At 70.9% G+C, this 14,715-nt stretch carries 17 protein-coding genes; 11 read left to right on the top strand and 6 right to left on the bottom strand.

The features are described from left to right. The first annotated feature begins 112 nt into the window (after nt 1–112). From MSZK_RS26305 to MSZK_RS26320, 4 genes are all read left to right on the top strand, one after another. On the top strand, nt 113–1,405 hold the full coding sequence (locus MSZK_RS26305) for an adenosylmethionine--8-amino-7-oxononanoate transaminase (protein ID WP_099251467.1): 1,293 nt from the start codon (nt 113–115) through the stop codon (nt 1,403–1,405). A 186-nt stretch (nt 1,406–1,591) separates the two neighbouring features. Beyond that, complete coding sequence (locus tag MSZK_RS26310) at nt 1,592–2,737, top strand: 8-amino-7-oxononanoate synthase (RefSeq protein WP_099251515.1); 1,146 nt, start codon at nt 1,592–1,594, stop codon at nt 2,735–2,737. Beyond that, nucleotides 2,734–3,411 carry a dethiobiotin synthase gene (gene bioD, locus MSZK_RS26315; protein ID WP_099251468.1) on the top strand — a complete coding sequence of 226 codons (678 nt, stop codon included), beginning with the start codon at nt 2,734–2,736 and terminating at the stop codon, nt 3,409–3,411. The genes MSZK_RS26310 and bioD overlap by 4 nt, the downstream gene beginning before the upstream one ends. 2 nt (nt 3,412–3,413) lie before the next feature. Next, entirely contained in the window at nt 3,414–3,935 is a 522-nt protein-coding gene (locus tag MSZK_RS26320) for a 2'-5' RNA ligase family protein (RefSeq protein WP_099251469.1), read from the top strand. Here the strand turns inward: MSZK_RS26320 and MSZK_RS26325 are convergent. Continuing rightward, on the bottom strand, nt 3,928–4,263 hold the full coding sequence (locus MSZK_RS26325; RefSeq protein ID WP_099251470.1) for an MmcQ/YjbR family DNA-binding protein: 336 nt from the start codon (nt 4,261–4,263) through the stop codon (nt 3,928–3,930). The two genes, MSZK_RS26320 and MSZK_RS26325, sit on opposite strands and share 8 nt — an antisense overlap. Next, a complete protein-coding gene (locus MSZK_RS26330) occupies nt 4,260–4,838 on the bottom strand; it encodes a TetR/AcrR family transcriptional regulator (RefSeq protein WP_099251471.1) in 579 nt (192 codons plus the stop codon). Before MSZK_RS26330 ends, MSZK_RS26325 begins: the two co-directional genes overlap by 4 nt. A gap of 56 nt (nt 4,839–4,894) precedes the next feature. Between MSZK_RS26330 and bioB the strand changes: the two genes are divergently transcribed. The 3 genes from bioB to MSZK_RS26345 are packed head-to-tail and all read left to right on the top strand — an operon-like array spanning nt 4,895 to nt 6,683. Further along, nucleotides 4,895–5,902, top strand: a complete 1,008-nt coding sequence (bioB, locus tag MSZK_RS26335) for a biotin synthase BioB (RefSeq protein ID WP_099251472.1) — start codon at nt 4,895–4,897, stop codon at nt 5,900–5,902. A gap of 5 nt (nt 5,903–5,907) precedes the next feature. Next, the gene (locus tag MSZK_RS26340; RefSeq protein WP_199203504.1) at nt 5,908–6,135 is read left to right on the top strand and encodes a hypothetical protein; all 228 of its coding nucleotides are present in this window, start codon (nt 5,908–5,910) and stop codon (nt 6,133–6,135) included. Next, on the top strand, nt 6,132–6,683 hold the full coding sequence (locus MSZK_RS26345) for a DUF2567 domain-containing protein (protein ID WP_099251474.1): 552 nt from the start codon (nt 6,132–6,134) through the stop codon (nt 6,681–6,683). The genes MSZK_RS26340 and MSZK_RS26345 overlap by 4 nt, the downstream gene beginning before the upstream one ends. On the opposite strand, the gene MSZK_RS26350 is transcribed toward MSZK_RS26345, so the two are convergent. Both MSZK_RS26350 and MSZK_RS26355 read right to left on the bottom strand, forming a co-directional pair. After that, the gene (locus MSZK_RS26350) at nt 6,680–8,014 is read right to left on the bottom strand and encodes a lipase family protein (RefSeq protein WP_099251475.1); all 1,335 of its coding nucleotides are present in this window, start codon (nt 8,012–8,014) and stop codon (nt 6,680–6,682) included. The genes MSZK_RS26345 and MSZK_RS26350 overlap by 4 nt on opposite strands. A 43-nt stretch (nt 8,015–8,057) precedes the next feature. Further along, complete coding sequence (locus MSZK_RS26355; RefSeq protein ID WP_099251476.1) at nt 8,058–8,750, bottom strand: NUDIX domain-containing protein; 693 nt, start codon at nt 8,748–8,750, stop codon at nt 8,058–8,060. A 48-nt stretch (nt 8,751–8,798) separates the two neighbouring features. Between MSZK_RS26355 and nadA the strand changes: the two genes are divergently transcribed. Genes nadA through nadC form a run of 3 tightly spaced genes read left to right on the top strand, consistent with a single transcriptional unit; the run spans nt 8,799 to nt 12,240 of the window. Further along, nucleotides 8,799–9,824, top strand: a complete 1,026-nt coding sequence (nadA, locus tag MSZK_RS26360; protein ID WP_099251477.1) for a quinolinate synthase NadA — start codon at nt 8,799–8,801, stop codon at nt 9,822–9,824. Beyond that, complete coding sequence (locus MSZK_RS26365; RefSeq protein WP_099251478.1) at nt 9,821–11,386, top strand: L-aspartate oxidase; 1,566 nt, start codon at nt 9,821–9,823, stop codon at nt 11,384–11,386. Before nadA ends, MSZK_RS26365 begins: the two co-directional genes overlap by 4 nt. Further along, the gene (gene nadC, locus MSZK_RS26370) at nt 11,383–12,240 is read left to right on the top strand and encodes a carboxylating nicotinate-nucleotide diphosphorylase (protein WP_099251479.1); all 858 of its coding nucleotides are present in this window, start codon (nt 11,383–11,385) and stop codon (nt 12,238–12,240) included. Before MSZK_RS26365 ends, nadC begins: the two co-directional genes overlap by 4 nt. A gap of 4 nt (nt 12,241–12,244) precedes the next feature. Here the strand turns inward: nadC and MSZK_RS26375 are convergent, their stop codons facing one another. Together MSZK_RS26375 and MSZK_RS26380 are read right to left on the bottom strand one after the other, a co-directional pair. Further along, a complete protein-coding gene (locus MSZK_RS26375) occupies nt 12,245–12,658 on the bottom strand; it encodes a nitroreductase family deazaflavin-dependent oxidoreductase (RefSeq protein ID WP_099251480.1) in 414 nt (137 codons plus the stop codon). A gap of 10 nt (nt 12,659–12,668) precedes the next feature. Next, the gene (locus MSZK_RS26380) at nt 12,669–13,304 is read right to left on the bottom strand and encodes a LysE family transporter (RefSeq protein WP_099251481.1); all 636 of its coding nucleotides are present in this window, start codon (nt 13,302–13,304) and stop codon (nt 12,669–12,671) included. A 78-nt stretch (nt 13,305–13,382) separates the two neighbouring features. Here MSZK_RS26380 and hisD point away from each other — a divergent pair, with 78 nt between their 5' ends. After that, nucleotides 13,383–14,711: a histidinol dehydrogenase gene (gene hisD / locus MSZK_RS26385; protein ID WP_099251482.1), complete on the top strand. Its 1,329-nt coding sequence runs from the start codon at nt 13,383–13,385 to the stop codon at nt 14,709–14,711. Nucleotides 14,712–14,715 lie beyond the last annotated feature (4 nt).

A 14,715-nucleotide genomic window follows, 5' to 3' on the forward strand; every position in this document is an offset into this window, starting at 1 on the left:
TACCCAACCCGGGTATGTCTCTCATCTCCAGCGAACCGCGCGTCGGACCAGGTGTCGGTGTGGAGCAAATGCCTGCCGGCGCGCGTACCGACGCAGACTAGGCTCACACAGCGTGTCGGCGTTGACCCCCGACCAGATCAGCGCGATCGACGCCGCGCACATCTGGCATCCGTACAGCACCATCGGCGCCGAGGCGCTGCCCCCGGTCGTCGCGGTCGGCGCCGACGGCGCGTGGCTGACCCTGGTCCGGGACGGCGTGCAGGTCCGCGCCCTGGACGCGATGGCGTCCTGGTGGACGGCCGTGCACGGGCACGGACACCCGGTGCTCGACGCGGCGATCAACCGGCAGCTGTCGGTGCTCAACCACGTCATGTTCGGCGGGCTGACCCATGAACCGGCCGCCCGGCTGGCGCAGCTGCTGGTCGACATCACCCCGCAGGGGCTGGACACCGTGTTCTTCTCGGATTCGGGTTCGGTGGCCGTCGAGGTCGCGGCGAAGATGGCGCTGCAGTACTGGCGCAGCACCGGCCGGTTCGGGAAGCGGCGGCTGATGACCTGGCGTGGCGGATATCACGGCGACACCTTCACCCCGATGAGCGTGTGCGATCCCGACGGCGGCATGCACTCGCTGTGGACCGACGTGCTGTTCCCTCAGGTCTTCGCGCCGCCTGTGCCCACCCACTACGACCCGGCCTATGTGGCGGCGTTCGAGGCCCAGCTGCGCGAGCATGCCGACGAGCTGGCGGCGGTGATCGTCGAACCGGTGGTACAGGGCGCCGGCGGTATGCGCTTCCACGACCCGCGCTATCTGAGCGATCTGCGGGCGATGTGCGACCGCGCCGACGTGCTGCTGATCTTCGACGAGATCGCCACCGGATTCGGCCGCACCGGCGAGCTGTTCGCCGCCGACCACGCCGGGGTCAGCCCGGACATCATGTGTGTGGGCAAGGCGCTGACCGGCGGTTACGTGACGCTCGCGGCGACGTTGTGCACCCTGGAGATCGCCCGCACGATCAGCGGCAGCGACGCCGGCGCGCTCATGCACGGCCCGACCTTCATGGCCAACGCCCTGGCCTGCGCGGTGTCGGTGGCCTCGGTGGAACTGCTGCTCGGGCAGGACTGGCGCGGCCGGGTCGCCGAGATCGGCGCCGGGCTGGCCGGCGGATTGCAGCCGGCGCTGGCGCTGCCCGGCGTCGCCGACGTGCGGGTGTGCGGCGCGATCGGCGTGATCGAGATGGACGAGCCCGTCGACCTGGCGGTGGCCACCCCGGTGGCCCTGGACCACGGCGTCTGGCTGCGGCCGTTCCGCAACCTGATCTATGCGATGCCGCCGTTCGTCTGCACGCCCGAGGAGATCGCCCAGATCACCTCCGCGATGGTCGCCGTCGCCCACGCGCTGTCCTGATGGCGCGACTCCTCACCCCTCGTTCCTCGGGGATCGTCGTCGCGCTGTGCTGATGGCGCAACTCCTCACCCCTCGTTCCTCGGGGATCGTCGTCGCGCTGTGCTGATGGCGCGCCTGGCCACCCCTCGTTCCTCGGGGATCGTCGTCGCGCTAACCTGAACGGTGTTCAATTACCAGGAGGAGCGCATGACCCGGGTAGGTCTTTCACCGCTGGCCTGGCTCGACACCGTCGAGCAGCAGCGCACGCGGGCCGGTCTGCGCCGCTCGCTGCGCACCCGCCCGGCGGTGGCCACCGAGCTCGACCTGGCGTCCAACGACTACCTGGGCCTGTCCCAGCATCCCGCGGTCATCGACGGCGGAGTGGCCGCGCTGCGCACCTGGGGGGCGGGCTCCACCGGCTCCCGGCTGGTCACCGGCAACACCGAACTGCACGAGGAATTCGAGACAGCGCTGGCCGAATTCGTCGGCGCCGACGCCGCTTTGGTGTTCTCCTCCGGCTACACCGCCAACATCGGCGCGACGGTCGCGCTGTCCGGGCCTGGCTCGCTGGTGGTCTCCGACGCGCTTTCGCACGCCTCGCTGGTCGACGCCTGCCGACTGTCGCGGGCCCGCGTTGTGGTGACGCCGCACTGCGACGTCGACGCGGTGGAGGCCGCGCTGGCCGACCGCACCGAGGACCGCGCGCTGGTGATCACCGAGTCGGTGTTCAGCACCGACGGCGCGCTGGCGCCGCTGCGCCGGTTGCACGAGGTGTGCCGCCGCCACGGCGCGCTGCTGCTGGTCGACGAGGCGCACGGGCTCGGGGTGCGCGGCGTCGGTGGCCGTGGCCTGATCCACGAGGCCGGCCTGGCCGGCGCCCCGGACGTGATCATGACGACCACGATGTCCAAGTCGCTGGGCAGCCAGGGTGGTGCGGTGCTCGGCCCGGCCGCCGTGCGCGACCACCTGATCGACGCCGCCCGCACGATGATCTTCGACACCGGCCTGGCGCCTGCGCCGGTCGGTGCCGCCCTGGCCGCGCTGCGGGTGCTGGCGGCCGAGCCGGGCCGCGCGGGCGCCGTCATCGAGCGGGCCCGCCAGCTCGCCGCGATCTGCGACGTTCCCGAACAGCCGGAATCGGCGGTGGTGTCGGTCATCCTCGGCGATCCCGAGATCGCGGTGGCCGCCGCGGCCGCCTGCCTGGACGCCGGTGTGCGGGTGGGTTGTTTCCGGCCCCCGACCGTGCCCGCGGGCACTTCCCGGCTGCGGCTGACCGCGCGGGCGTCGCTGACCGACGACGAGATGGACACCGCCCGAGGCGTGCTGACCACGGTCCTGGGTGCGCGGCGATGAGCGTCCTGGTCATCACCGGAACCGGAACCGGTGTCGGAAAGACCGTCGCGACCGCGGCGCTGGCCTGCCACGCCAGGGTCGCCGAGCGTGATGTCGCGGTCTGCAAACCGGTACAGACCGGCACCGCGGGCGGCGACGACGATCTCGCCGAGGTCGGCCGGCTCTCGGGGGTCACCGAACTGGTCGGAGTGGCCCGCTACCCCGAGCCGCTGGCGCCGGTGGCCGCCGCCGAGCAGGCCGGGCTGCCGCTGCCCACCGCCGACGAGCTGCTGAGCGCCATCCGCGCGGTGGACCGGCCCGGCCGGCTCACCCTGGTCGAAGGGGCGGGCGGGCTGTTGGTGGAACTGGCCGCCGGGGGAGCGACGCTGCGCGATCTGGCGGTGGAGCTGTCCGCGCCCGTGCTGGTCGTCGTCGAGCCCGGTCTGGGGACTCTCAACCACACCGCGCTGACCCTGGAAGGCCTTGCCGCCAAGGGGCTTTCGTGTGCCGGCCTGGTCATCGGGTCGTGGCCGGCGCAGCCCGGCGCGGCGGAGAAGTCCAACCGCGACGCGCTGGCCAGGCTGGCCCCGGTCCGCGCGGCGCTGCCCACCGGGGTGGCCGCGGTGTCGCCGAAGGACTTCGCCTTGTTGAGTGCTCGCGCGTTCGACCCGGACTGGGTCGCTGGACTGGTCTGAGCATGGCGCACTCGATCGAGTTGCTGCTCGACGAACGCGCCGACACTGCCGTCCGCGAGCTCTGGCAGGCGCTGGCCGAGGCCGGTCTGCCGAGCCAACAGAACGTCGCCTCGGCGACCAACCGTCCGCACGTCACACTGATCGCCGCCGAGCGGATCGCCGAGGAGGTGGACGCCGGCCTCGCGGAGTTGGCCGGGCTCTTCCCGCTGCCTGCCACGCTGGGGGCGCCGCTGCTGTTCGGCGGCACCCGGCTCATAATGGCCAGGCTGGTGGTCCCGTCGGACGCACTGTTGGCCCTGCACCGCCGGGTTTACGAGACCTGCGGACCGTTCGTCTCAGGGCTGTTCCCGCACAGCCGGCCCGGTCACTGGACGCCGCACGTCACGCTCGGCCGCCGGTTCACCGAGACCCAGGTGGGCGATGCGGTCGGATCGGTGCACGGGCTTGCCGCCGACATCGGGGCGAGCATCGTCGGGCTGCGCCGCTGGGACGGTGACGCCAAGCGCGAGTACCGAATCAGTTAATCTGCGCCGCAACGCTTTTCGGCACACACATCTTCCAGCCGTCGATCACCAATTCGCGGACTTCGTCGAGATCGACGGCGTCCAGGCGGACATGAATCCAGTTGTAGCGCAGGTCGGATGTGCGCGGCAGCGCGAATTTCTCGGGCTCGGCGGCCACCATCGCGTCGCGCTCCTCCTTGGGAAACCCGACCCCCATCACCGTCTCGTCGCGGGAGAACGCCAAAAACACCAGCCGGCCGGCGCGAAACGTGATGCGGTCACGCACGACCGTCTCGTAAGCCCGCGGCAACGCCAGCGCGATCGGCCGCACCTGCTCGACGGTGATCACACCGGCGCGGCCTGCTGCGCGGCGATCCCGTCCAGCAGCAGCTGGACCCCGAAGTCGAACCGGCGGCTGGGATCGGCGCCGAGCGCCGACTGCGCGTCGGGCAGTTCGGCGCCGGCCGCGTCCCACTGCATCCGGGATTGCTCGTCGGCGGTGAAGCCCAGCACGTAATAGAGGACGGTGCGCGCCGCGATCGCGGCGTGTTCGCCGCCGACCCCCGCGGTGGCGGCGGCATCGGTCAACCAGTCCAGGATCCGGGCCATCGCCTCGGACTGACCGGCGGCGAAACTGGCCGACGCCAGTTCCGCACCGTCGGTGTGCGACAGCAGAGCGTCGCGAAGCCGTCCGCAGATCGTGGCCGTGCGCACCCGCCACGGGGCGGACAGGTCGCCGACCGAGGCCAGGATCTGGTCGGTGACCGCGCCGAGTAGCTCCTGCTTGCTGGCGAAGTGCCAGTACAGCGCGCCGGGTGTGACGGCGAGCTCGCGGGCCAGCCGGCGCATGGTCAGATCGGCGATCCCGTGGTCGTCCAGGATTGCGGCCGCCTTGGCGACCACGTCCCGTTTGTGGAGCTGCACCCCGGTAGCCTAGCCTGAACACTGTTCAAGTTGGCGAACGCAGGAGGACGAACCAGGTGACGCAGGCAGCGGTGGATGTGTTGGCACTGGCGCGTGAGCAGGTGCTCGAGCGCGGCGAGGGGTTGTCCCGCGATCAGGTGCTCGAAGTCCTGCAGCTGCCCGACGAGCGGCTCGAAGAGCTGCTGGCGCTCGCTCACGACGTCCGGATGCGCTGGTGTGGTCCCGAGGTCGAGGTCGAGGGCATCATCAGCCTGAAAACCGGTGGCTGCCCGGAGGATTGCCACTTCTGCTCGCAGTCGGGCCTGTTCGCCTCCCCGGTACGCAGCGCCTGGCTGGACATCCCGAGTCTGGTCGAGGCGGCCAAGCAGACCGCCAAGTCCGGCGCCACCGAGTTCTGCATCGTGGCCGCGGTGCGCGGACCCGACGAGCGGCTGCTGGCTCAGGTGGCCGCCGGTATCGAGGCCATCCGCAACGAGGTCGAGATCCACATCGCCTGCTCGCTGGGCATGCTCACCCAGGACCAGGTGGACCGCCTGGCCGAGATGGGCGTCCACCGCTACAACCACAACCTCGAGACCGCGCAGTCGTTCTTCCCGAACGTGGTGACCACCCACACCTGGGAGGAGCGTTGGGAAACGCTGGAGATGGTGCGCAAGGCCGGCATGGAGGTGTGCTGTGGCGGCATCCTCGGCATGGGGGAGACGCTCGAGCAGCGCGCCGAATTCGCCGCCAACCTGGCCGAACTCGATCCGCATGAGGTGCCGCTGAACTTCCTGAACCCGCGGCCGGGCACGCCGTTCGGCGATCTGGAGGTGCTGCCGGCCGCCGAGGCGCTCAAGGCCGTCGCCGCGTTCCGGCTGGCGCTGCCGCGCACGATGCTGCGGTTCGCCGGGGGTCGCGAGATCACTCTCGGCGACCTGGGCGCCAAGCAGGGCATCCTGGGTGGCATCAACGCCGTGATCGTCGGCAACTACCTGACCACGCTGGGTCGGCCGGCCGAGGCGGACCTGGAGCTGCTGGAGGATCTGCAGATGCCGATCAAGGCCCTGAACGCCAGCCTGTAATCGTGGTGGTCGAACAGCTGCCCGCGCCGGTCGGGGCCGGGGTCTACAACGTCTACACCGGCGGCCCGGCCGGCAGTGTGGTGCCCACCGCGGCCCAGCTCGGGTTGGAGCCGCCGCGGTACTGCGCCGAATGCGGACGGCGGATGGTGGTTCAGGTGCGGCCGGACGGCTGGTGGGCCAAATGCGCGCGGCACGGCCGGGTGGACTCCCACGACCTCGAGGCGCAGCGATGAGCGCACGCCCGGCGGCCGTGGTGGTCGTCGGCCTCACGCTGGCGGGTGCGCTGGTCGGCGTGCTGTGGTCGTGGATTGCGCCGCCCGCGCACGGGGTGATCGCACTGACCCGGTCCGGCCAGCGGGTACAGACCTACCTCGGTAGCGAGTCCGACCACCTGTTCGTGGCGGCGGCGATGCTGATCGGGTTGCTCACGTCGATGGCGATCGTGGCGGCCGTGCTGGTGTGGCAGTGGCGGTCGCGCCGTGGACCGCTGATGGCGACCGCGCTGTGGGTGGGTCTGGTGGCCGCCACCGCCGCGGCGGCGGGAGTCGGTGCGGCACTGGTGAGTTGGCATTACGGTCCGGTGCCGTTCGACACGGCGCCGGTGACCCCGGAGAACCGGGTCTTCTATTACTCCGAGGCGCCGCCGGTGTTCTTCGCCCACGGCACCTGGCAGGTGGCGACCACGTTGTTGTTCCCGGCCGCGGTCGCCGCGCTGACTTACGCGCTGATGGCGGTGGCCACACCGCGTGACGATCTCGGTGTGACGGCCGCGACGGCCTAGAGCGGCCGGAACGGCACCCGGCCGCCGGACATCACCCGGGCGACGATTCCGCCGAGGCGCCACATGCCGGCGTAGGTCATCGGATTGAGCAGCGTCGGCCACTTCGTGCGCACGATGTGCTCGTCGATCGGGCGGCCGTTGAAGCGATCGGTCAGCCACCGCAACGTCATCGGCGCCGACATCGGGTGCAGCAGCATGTGCTCACTGAACATGTCGCGGTGGTAGGTCACCTGCGCCCCGCCCGCCGAGTACGTGTGCACCAGATCGTCGATGTCGTCGACGGCGATCACGGAGTCGTGCACCGCCTGCACGATCAGCACCGGCAGGTCGGGCACCGCCTTGCCGAGCTTGATGTTGTCGAAGACGTACTGCACCTCGGCGGAGGCCAGGATCTCCTCCAGCGGCGGGTGTACCAGGTCGTCCATGTCGGTGCGGAACATCCGGATGACCGCTTCGGCCGTCGTCATGCTCTCGAGCCGGCGCAGCAGGGCCAAGCCGTCCTCGGTGGCGTTCTGCTCGATGACGCGGTTGAGGTCGGGGTAGGTCTTGGCCAGCGCGGACACCACCAGTGCGGGCAGCGCGGCCAGATAGGAGCCGTTGAGCCTGCGGAACGTGTGGCCCAGATCGCCGACCGGTGAACCGAGCACGGCGCCGACGATGTTGAGTTCGGGCGCGTAGTCCTCGTGCACCTCGGCCGCCCACGCGCTTGCCAGGCCGCCACCGGAGTAGCCCCACAGCCCGATCTGGCTGTCCGCGGCGAGGCCGAAACGCTCGAAGCCGAGTGCGGCCCGCAACCCGTCGAGCACGGCATAGCCGGGTTCGTAGGGGGCGCCCCAGATCCCGCGCGGACCCTCGTGGTCGGGCACCGACACCACCCAGCCCTCGGCCAGCGCGGCCGCGACCAGCAGGTATTCCAGCTGGGGGAGGGATCCGACGGCCTTGGCGCGCCGGCGCATCGCGTAGGACGGGAAGCATCGCGAGGCCACCGCGTCGATCGCGCATTGGTAGGACACCACGTTGCGGACCTGGTCGGGGGTGTGGCCGGTGGGGACGAGCACCGTGGTGACGGTGGCCTGGGGCAGTCCGTCGTGGTCGGTGGTGCGGTACAGCAGCTGGGTGGCGCGCACCCGTTGCGGGATCAGCCCGAGAAAGCCCAGCTCGACGTCGCGCGAACGCAGCACGGTGCCCGGTTCGGCATGCTCGAAGCCCTGGGGCGGGTGATAGAACGGGTCCTCGGTCGGCAGCAGGGGATGCGCGCCGCGCTCGAGCTCCTCGTGCGGGGCGCGGCCGGTCCATTCGGGGCTCGGGGCCCCGGCACCAACCGGATACATCCTGACCTTCTTACCTTAAGAAGGGTCTAAGAATCCAGTCGACTCACCCGGGCGGGCGCAACGCGGCAAACTCGTCGGTCACCCGGATCTGCGAATCGGTGAAGCGGTAGAGGGCGGCCGGTCGGCCCCCGGTGCGGCCCGGATGGGCGGTCGTTCCAGTCGGCGTGATGACCCCGCGGCGGGCCAGCACCCGCTGCAGATTCGTGGCGTCGACCTGGTATCCCAGCGCGGCGCCGTAGATGTCGCGCAGCGTCGAGAGCGCGAATTCGGTTGGCGCCAAGGCAAATCCGATGTTGGTGTAGGACAACTTGGCAACCAGCCGGGTTCTGGCGTATTCCACCATCGGGGCGTGGTCGAAGGCCATCTCCGGTAGTGCGCTGACCGGATGCCAGCGGGTGTCGGGTGGCAGTTCTGGGGTGGCAACCGACGGCACCAGGCCGAGGAAGGTCGAGGCGATCGTGCGCACGCCCGGTACCCGGCCCGGGTCGGAGAAGACGGCGAGTTGCTCAAGGTGGGCGATCTCACGCACGTCGACCTTCTCGGCGAGCTGGCGGCGGACCGAACTGGTCAGGTCCTCGTCGGCCCGCAGCCGGCCGCCCGGCAGTGACCACTTGCCCCGTTCGGGCTCCAGTGCGCGCTGCCATAACAGCACGTTAAGGCTGGGTTTCCGGGAGCTGACGTCACCAACCTGGAATACGACGGCGAGCACTTCATGTTCAGTGCTAGTATGAGCCATGTTTTCGATTATAAGTCGAAAACCTCGAAGGCAAGACAGGAGTGGGACATGACCGTCCTGGATCTGGGAGACCGCATCACCGACGGCCCCGGTGGCTACACCGGAGTCGACGGCGACGCGGAATGGGCGGCCGAGGTGCGCCGCCTGGCCGGCCTGCGCAATGCGACCATCCTGGCGCACAACTACCAGCTGCCGGCGATCCAGGATGTGGCCGACCACGTCGGCGACTCGCTGGCGCTGTCCCGGATCGCGGCCGAAGCCGCCGAGGGCACCATCGTGTTCTGCGGCGTGCACTTCATGGCCGAGACCGCCAAGATCCTCAGCCCCGGCAAGACCGTGCTGATCCCCGATCAGCGGGCCGGCTGCTCGCTGGCCGACTCGATCACCGCCGACGAACTGCGGGCCTGGAAAGACGAGCACCCGGACGCCGTCGTCGTGTCCTACGTCAACACCACCGCCGCGGTGAAGGCGCTCACCGACATCTGCTGCACCTCGTCCAACGCCGTCGAAGTGGTGGCCTCCATCCCCGCCGACCGCGAGGTGCTGTTCTGCCCCGACCAGTTCCTCGGGGCGCACGTGCGGCGGATGACCGGCCGGACCAACCTGCACGTGTGGGCCGGAGAGTGCCACGTGCACGCCGGCATCAACGGCGACGAGCTGGCCGACCAGGCTCGCAGTCATCCTGACGCCGAGCTGTTCGTGCATCCCGAATGTGGTTGCGCCACATCGGCGTTGTACCTCGCCGGCGAGGGCGCCGTGCCCGCGGACCGGGTCAAGATCCTGTCCACCGGCGGCATGCTGGACGCCGCGAAGGCCTCACGCGCCAAGCAGGTGCTGGTCGCCACCGAGGTTGGCATGCTGCACCAATTGCGCCGTGCCGCACCGGGTATCGACTTCCTGGCCGTCAATGACCGCGCCTCGTGCAAGTACATGAAGATGATCACGCCCGCCGCGCTGCTGCGCTGCTTGCTCGAGGGCGCCGACGAGGTCGACGTCGACCCCGAGACCGCCCGACTGGCCCGCGCCAGCGTGCAGCGGATGATCGAGATCGGTCAGCCCGGCGGCGGGGAATGACCCGCGCCGCGGCCTGCGGTGCCAACAGCGCGGGCGTGGACTGGCAACAGCGTGCCGACGTCGTGGTGATCGGCACCGGAGTGGCCGGATTGGCCGCCGCGCTCGCCGCGCACCGACACGGCAGCCGCACGGTCGTGTTGAGCAAGGCGCCGGACACCGCGACGTTCTACGCCCAGGGCGGCATCGCAGTGGTGTTGCCGCACACCGACGACTCGGTGGACGCCCACGTCCGGGACACCGTCGCGGCCGGCGCCGGCCTGTGTGACCCGGACGCGGTGCGCTCGATCGTCGCCGACGGCTACCGCGCGGTGGCCGATCTGGTCGACGACGGCGCCCGGTTCGACGAGAGCGCCCCCGGGCAGTGGGCACTGACCCGGGAAGGCGGACATTCGCGGCGCCGCATCATCCACGCCGGCGGTGACGCCACCGGCGCCGAGGTGCAGCGCGCCCTCGATCACGCCGCGGCCACCCTGGACATCCGTCGCAATCACGTGGCGTTGCAGATCCTGCACGACGGCTCGGCGGTCACCGGGGTGCTGGTCCGCAACGCCGACGGCATCGGCATCGTGCACACGCCGTCGGTCATCCTGGCCACCGGCGGGCTGGGCCACCTGTACCGCGCCACCACCAACCCGGACGGTTCCACCGGCGACGGCATCGCCCTGGCGCTGTGGGCCGGGGTCGGTGTCACCGATCTGGAATTCGTGCAGTTCCACCCCACGATGCTGTTCGAGCGCAACGGTTCCGGCCGTCGCCCGCTGATCACCGAGGCGTTGCGCGGCGAGGGTGCCGTGCTGCGCGACGCCCGCGGCGACTCGGTGACCGTTGGGGTGCACCCGTTGGGCGATCTCGCCCCGCGCGACGTGGTCGCCGCGGCGATCGAGGCCCGGCTGCGCGCCACCGGCGATGAGTGTGTATTCCTCGATGCCCGTGCGGTCGACCGCGTCGCCGAGCGCTTCCCGACGGTCACGGCGGCCTGCCGCGCCGCCGGCATCGATCCCGCCCGCCAACCGATCCCCGTCGTCCCCGGCGCGCACTACAGCTGTGGCGGCGTCACCACCGACGTATGCGGCCGCACCGACCTGCCCGGGCTGTTCGCCGCGGGCGAGGTGGCCCGCACCGGCATGCACGGCGCCAACCGGCTGGCCTCCAACAGCCTGCTGGAGGGCCTCGTCGTCGGCGGCCGGGCCGGCCGCGGCGCCGCCGAGCACGCCCGTGCCGCCGCAGCCCCGATGGCGAAAGCGCAAGAGCGCCAACACAGTGCGCTCGATCGCCGGGTCCTGCAGGCCGCGATGACCGAGGGCGCCTCGGTGGTCCGCGACGCCGCAGGCCTGCAGCGGCTGGCCGACACGCTCGCGACGGCCACGCCCACCCGGATGACCACCCGCGCGGCTGCCGAGGACGTCGCGCTCACCGCGACGGCCCGCGCGGTGGCCGCCGCGGCGCTGGCCCGCACCGAATCCCGGGGTTGCCACCACCGCGGCGACCACCCGGAGACCGATCCGGCGCAGGCCTTCAGTCGCACCCTGCACGCCGACCACGCGGCGGTCTGCCTGCGATGACCCTCACCGACGACGAGCTGGCACAGGCTCACCTCACGATCGCGCGCGGCCTCGAGGAAGACCTGCGCTACGGCCCTGACATCACCACGCTGGCCACCGTGCCCGCCGACGCCCGCACGGTCGCGGGCCTGGTCACCCGCGAGCCGGGGGTGGCCGCCGGCATCGACGTGGCGCTGCTGGTGCTCGACGAGGTCCTCGGCGCGGACGGTTACCAGGTCGTCGACCGCGTCGCCGACGGCACCCGCCTCGACGCCGGTGCGGCCCTGCTGCGGGTGCAGGCCCCGACCCGTGGGCTGCTCACCGCCGAACGGACCCTGCTCAACCTGGTCTGCCACCTGTCCGGAATCGCCACCGCCACCGCCGCCTGGGTCGACGCCGTCGAGGGCACCAAGGCCCGGATACGGGACACCCGCAAGACCCTGCCGGGGCTACGCGCGCTGCAGAAGTACGCCGTGCGGCTCGGTGGCGGCGTCAACCACCGAATGGGCCTGGGCGACGCCGCGCTGATCAAGGACAACCACGTCGCGGCCGCCGGCTCGGTGGTGGCGGCGCTGCGGGCCGTCCGGGCCGCCGCGCCCGACCTGCCGTGCGAGGTCGAGGTGGACACCCTCGAACAGCTCGACGAGGTGCTCGCCGAGGACGTGCAGCTGATCCTGCTGGACAACTTCCCGGTGTGGCAGACCCAGATCGCAGTGCAGCGACGCGACGCCAACGCCCCCGGCGTGCTCCTGGAGTCGTCGGGTGGCTTGAGCCTGGACAGCGCGGCCGACTACGCCGGCACCGGAGTGGATTATCTGGCCGTCGGTGCGCTGACCCACTCGGTGCGGGTCCTCGACGTCGGCCTGGATCTGTAGCGCGTCAGGCGATGTCGGCGACGAACGCGCCGACGCCGCGCTTGACGCCCCGGCGCGCGACGCCCGGCAGGGACGGATCGTCAGTGCCTGCCGGCACCACCCGCGGGTTGACCAGGTGCAGGGTCTGGCGACCGTGCCGAATGTCGGCCTCGCCGGCGGCCAGGATGTTCTTGACCCAGTTGGTCTTTCCGTGGCCGAGCATGACCGCCAGGGTGTCACCCTTGCGGAAGGCCGAGACCACGGTTTCGTACTGCTTGCCCGAGGTGCGGCCCCGGTGGCAGATGACCGACATTCCCGGCATGAACTTGGCCAGCGGCTTCACCGCCGGGTTGAAGTACTTGATCTGGAAGTTCTCGAACCAGACCGGGAACTTCATCGGCACGCCGGGCGCGTTGTTCGGGTGATCCTTGGTGGCCATGGCGCCCAGATTAGGCCGCGGCACCGCGGCGCACCAGCGAGAGGACCACCGCTGCGGTGGCGAACAGACCCGAGAAGGTCCGGTTCATCGCCCGCTGCTGGCGCGGGGTGCGCAGCCAGCCCAGCAGCCGGGCCGCCAGCCCGGTGTAGGCACCCATCACCACGAGGTCGACGACGACCATCGTGGCCCCGATGGCCAGGTACTGGGGGAGCAGCGGGGCGGTCGGCACGACGAACTGCGGCAGCACCGCCAGCAGGAAGACGAGCCCCTTGGGGTTGGTCACGTTGACCAGGGTGCCGCGCACCAGCAGGGACCACCGCCCGCCGCCGGTGTCCACGCTGACCTGTTCGTCGAGGTCAAACGGCGCGCTGCGCCACTGCCGGACGGCCAGATAGATGAGGTAGACGACGCCGATCCACTTGATCACGGTGAACGCCACCACCGACTGGGCAACCGCGGCTCCCAGACCGACTGCCACCGCCGCGAGCTGCAACATCAGGCCGATCTCCAGCCCGGTGATGCTCCAATATCCGCGGCGCAGACCGTACGCCAACCCGGTCGCCATGGACTGGATCGCACCAGCGCCGGGCGACACGCTGATGGCGATCGCGGCGCCGACGAAGGCCAGCCAGAGCTCCCATTGCATATCTGCAGTATCCGGGCCGCCGCGGCCCGCGCTCAATCGATTTTTATTCGGGTGCACCGATCGGGGACAATTGAACCGATGACCAGCTTCGCCATGAACCGGATCGACCTGCGTGGCCGCACGCTGACCGCCGCCCAGTTGCGCACGGCGCTCCCGCGCGGCGGCGTGGACGTCGACGCCGTGGTGCCCACGGTCCGCCCGATCGTCGACGACGTGGCCGCCCGCGGTGCGGTGGCCGCGCTGGAGTACGGGGAGAAATTCGACGGGGTGCGGCCTGCCGCCGTGCGGGTGCCGGCCGCTGCCCTGGCCGACGCGCTGGCCGAACTCGATCCGGACGTCCGCGCCGCGCTGGAGGTGGCGATCGATCGCACCCGGGCGGTGCACGCCGATCAGCGGCGCAGCGACATCACCACGCTGTTCGACTCCGGTGCCTCGGTGACCGAACGCTGGGTGCCCGTGGAGCGGGTCGGCCTGTACGTGCCGGGCGGCAACGCGGTCTACCCGTCGAGCGTCGTGATGAATGTGGTGCCCGCCCAGGCGGCCGGCGTCGACTCGCTGGTGGTCGCCAGCCCACCGCAGGCCGCCTTTGGCGGCCTGCCGCATCCGACCATCCTGGCGGCCGCCGCCTTGCTCGGCGTCGACGAGGTCTGGGCGGTCGGCGGTGCGCAGTCGGTGGCTTTGCTCGCCTACGGCGGCACCGACACCGACGGCGCCGAGCTGGCCCCGGTCGACATGATCACCGGCCCGGGCAACATCTACGTCACCGCCGCCAAACGGATCTGCCGTTCGCAGGTGGGTATCGACGCCGAGGCCGGTCCTACCGAGATCGCGATCCTCGCCGACCACACCGCCGACCCGGTGCATGTCGCGGCCGATCTGATCAGCCAGGCCGAGCACGATGTGATGGCGGCCAGCGTGCTGGTGACCGACAGCGTGGAGCTGGCGCAGGCCACCGAGACCGAACTGGCCGTTCAGCTGACCACGACCAAGCATCGCGAGCGGGTCACCGAGGCGTTGCGCGGGCGGCAGTCGGGCATCGTCCTGGTCGACGATGTCGACACCGGGGTGCGGGTGGTCAACGCTTATGCCGCAGAACATCTGGAGATCCAGACCGCCGATGCCAACGAGGTCGCCGGGCGCATCCGGGCGGCCGGGGCGATCTTCGTCGGCCCCTGGTCACCGGTCAGCCTCGGCGACTACTGCGCTGGCTCCAACCATGTGCTGCCCACCGCAGGCTGCGCGCGTCATTCCAGCGGCCTGTCGGTGCAGACCTTCCTGCGCGGAATCCACGTCGTCGACTACACCGAGGCGGCGCTGAAAGACGTGTCCGGCCATGTGATCACGCTGGCCAAGGCCGAAGACCTGCCCGCTCACGGCGAGGCGGTCCGGCGGAGGTTCGAACGGTGAGCGA

This window comes from Mycobacterium sp. shizuoka-1, assembly GCF_002723835.1.
In the GTDB taxonomy this organism is placed as follows: Bacteria; Actinomycetota; Actinomycetes; order Mycobacteriales; family Mycobacteriaceae; genus Mycobacterium.

Bases quoted from the DNA above. Each gene is read 5' to 3' on its own strand.
- MSZK_RS26310 (WP_099251515.1), top strand. From the start codon at position 1,592: ATGACCCGGGTAGGTCTTTCACCGCTGGCCTGGCTCGACACCGTCGAG.
- bioD (WP_099251468.1), top strand. From the start codon at position 2,734: ATGAGCGTCCTGGTCATCACCGGAACCGGAACCGGTGTCGGAAAGACC.
- MSZK_RS26320 (WP_099251469.1), top strand. From the start codon at position 3,414: ATGGCGCACTCGATCGAGTTGCTGCTCGACGAACGCGCCGACACTGCC.
- MSZK_RS26345 (WP_099251474.1), top strand. From the start codon at position 6,132: ATGAGCGCACGCCCGGCGGCCGTGGTGGTCGTCGGCCTCACGCTGGCG.
- MSZK_RS26350 (WP_099251475.1), bottom strand. From the start codon at position 8,014: ATGTATCCGGTTGGTGCCGGGGCCCCGAGCCCCGAATGGACCGGCCGC.
- MSZK_RS26355 (WP_099251476.1), bottom strand. From the start codon at position 8,750: ATGGCTCATACTAGCACTGAACATGAAGTGCTCGCCGTCGTATTCCAG.
- nadA (WP_099251477.1), top strand. From the start codon at position 8,799: ATGACCGTCCTGGATCTGGGAGACCGCATCACCGACGGCCCCGGTGGC.
- MSZK_RS26365 (WP_099251478.1), top strand. From the start codon at position 9,821: ATGACCCGCGCCGCGGCCTGCGGTGCCAACAGCGCGGGCGTGGACTGG.
- nadC (WP_099251479.1), top strand. From the start codon at position 11,383: ATGACCCTCACCGACGACGAGCTGGCACAGGCTCACCTCACGATCGCG.
- MSZK_RS26375 (WP_099251480.1), bottom strand. From the start codon at position 12,658: ATGGCCACCAAGGATCACCCGAACAACGCGCCCGGCGTGCCGATGAAG.
- MSZK_RS26380 (WP_099251481.1), bottom strand. From the start codon at position 13,304: ATGCAATGGGAGCTCTGGCTGGCCTTCGTCGGCGCCGCGATCGCCATC.
- hisD (WP_099251482.1), top strand. From the start codon at position 13,383: ATGACCAGCTTCGCCATGAACCGGATCGACCTGCGTGGCCGCACGCTG.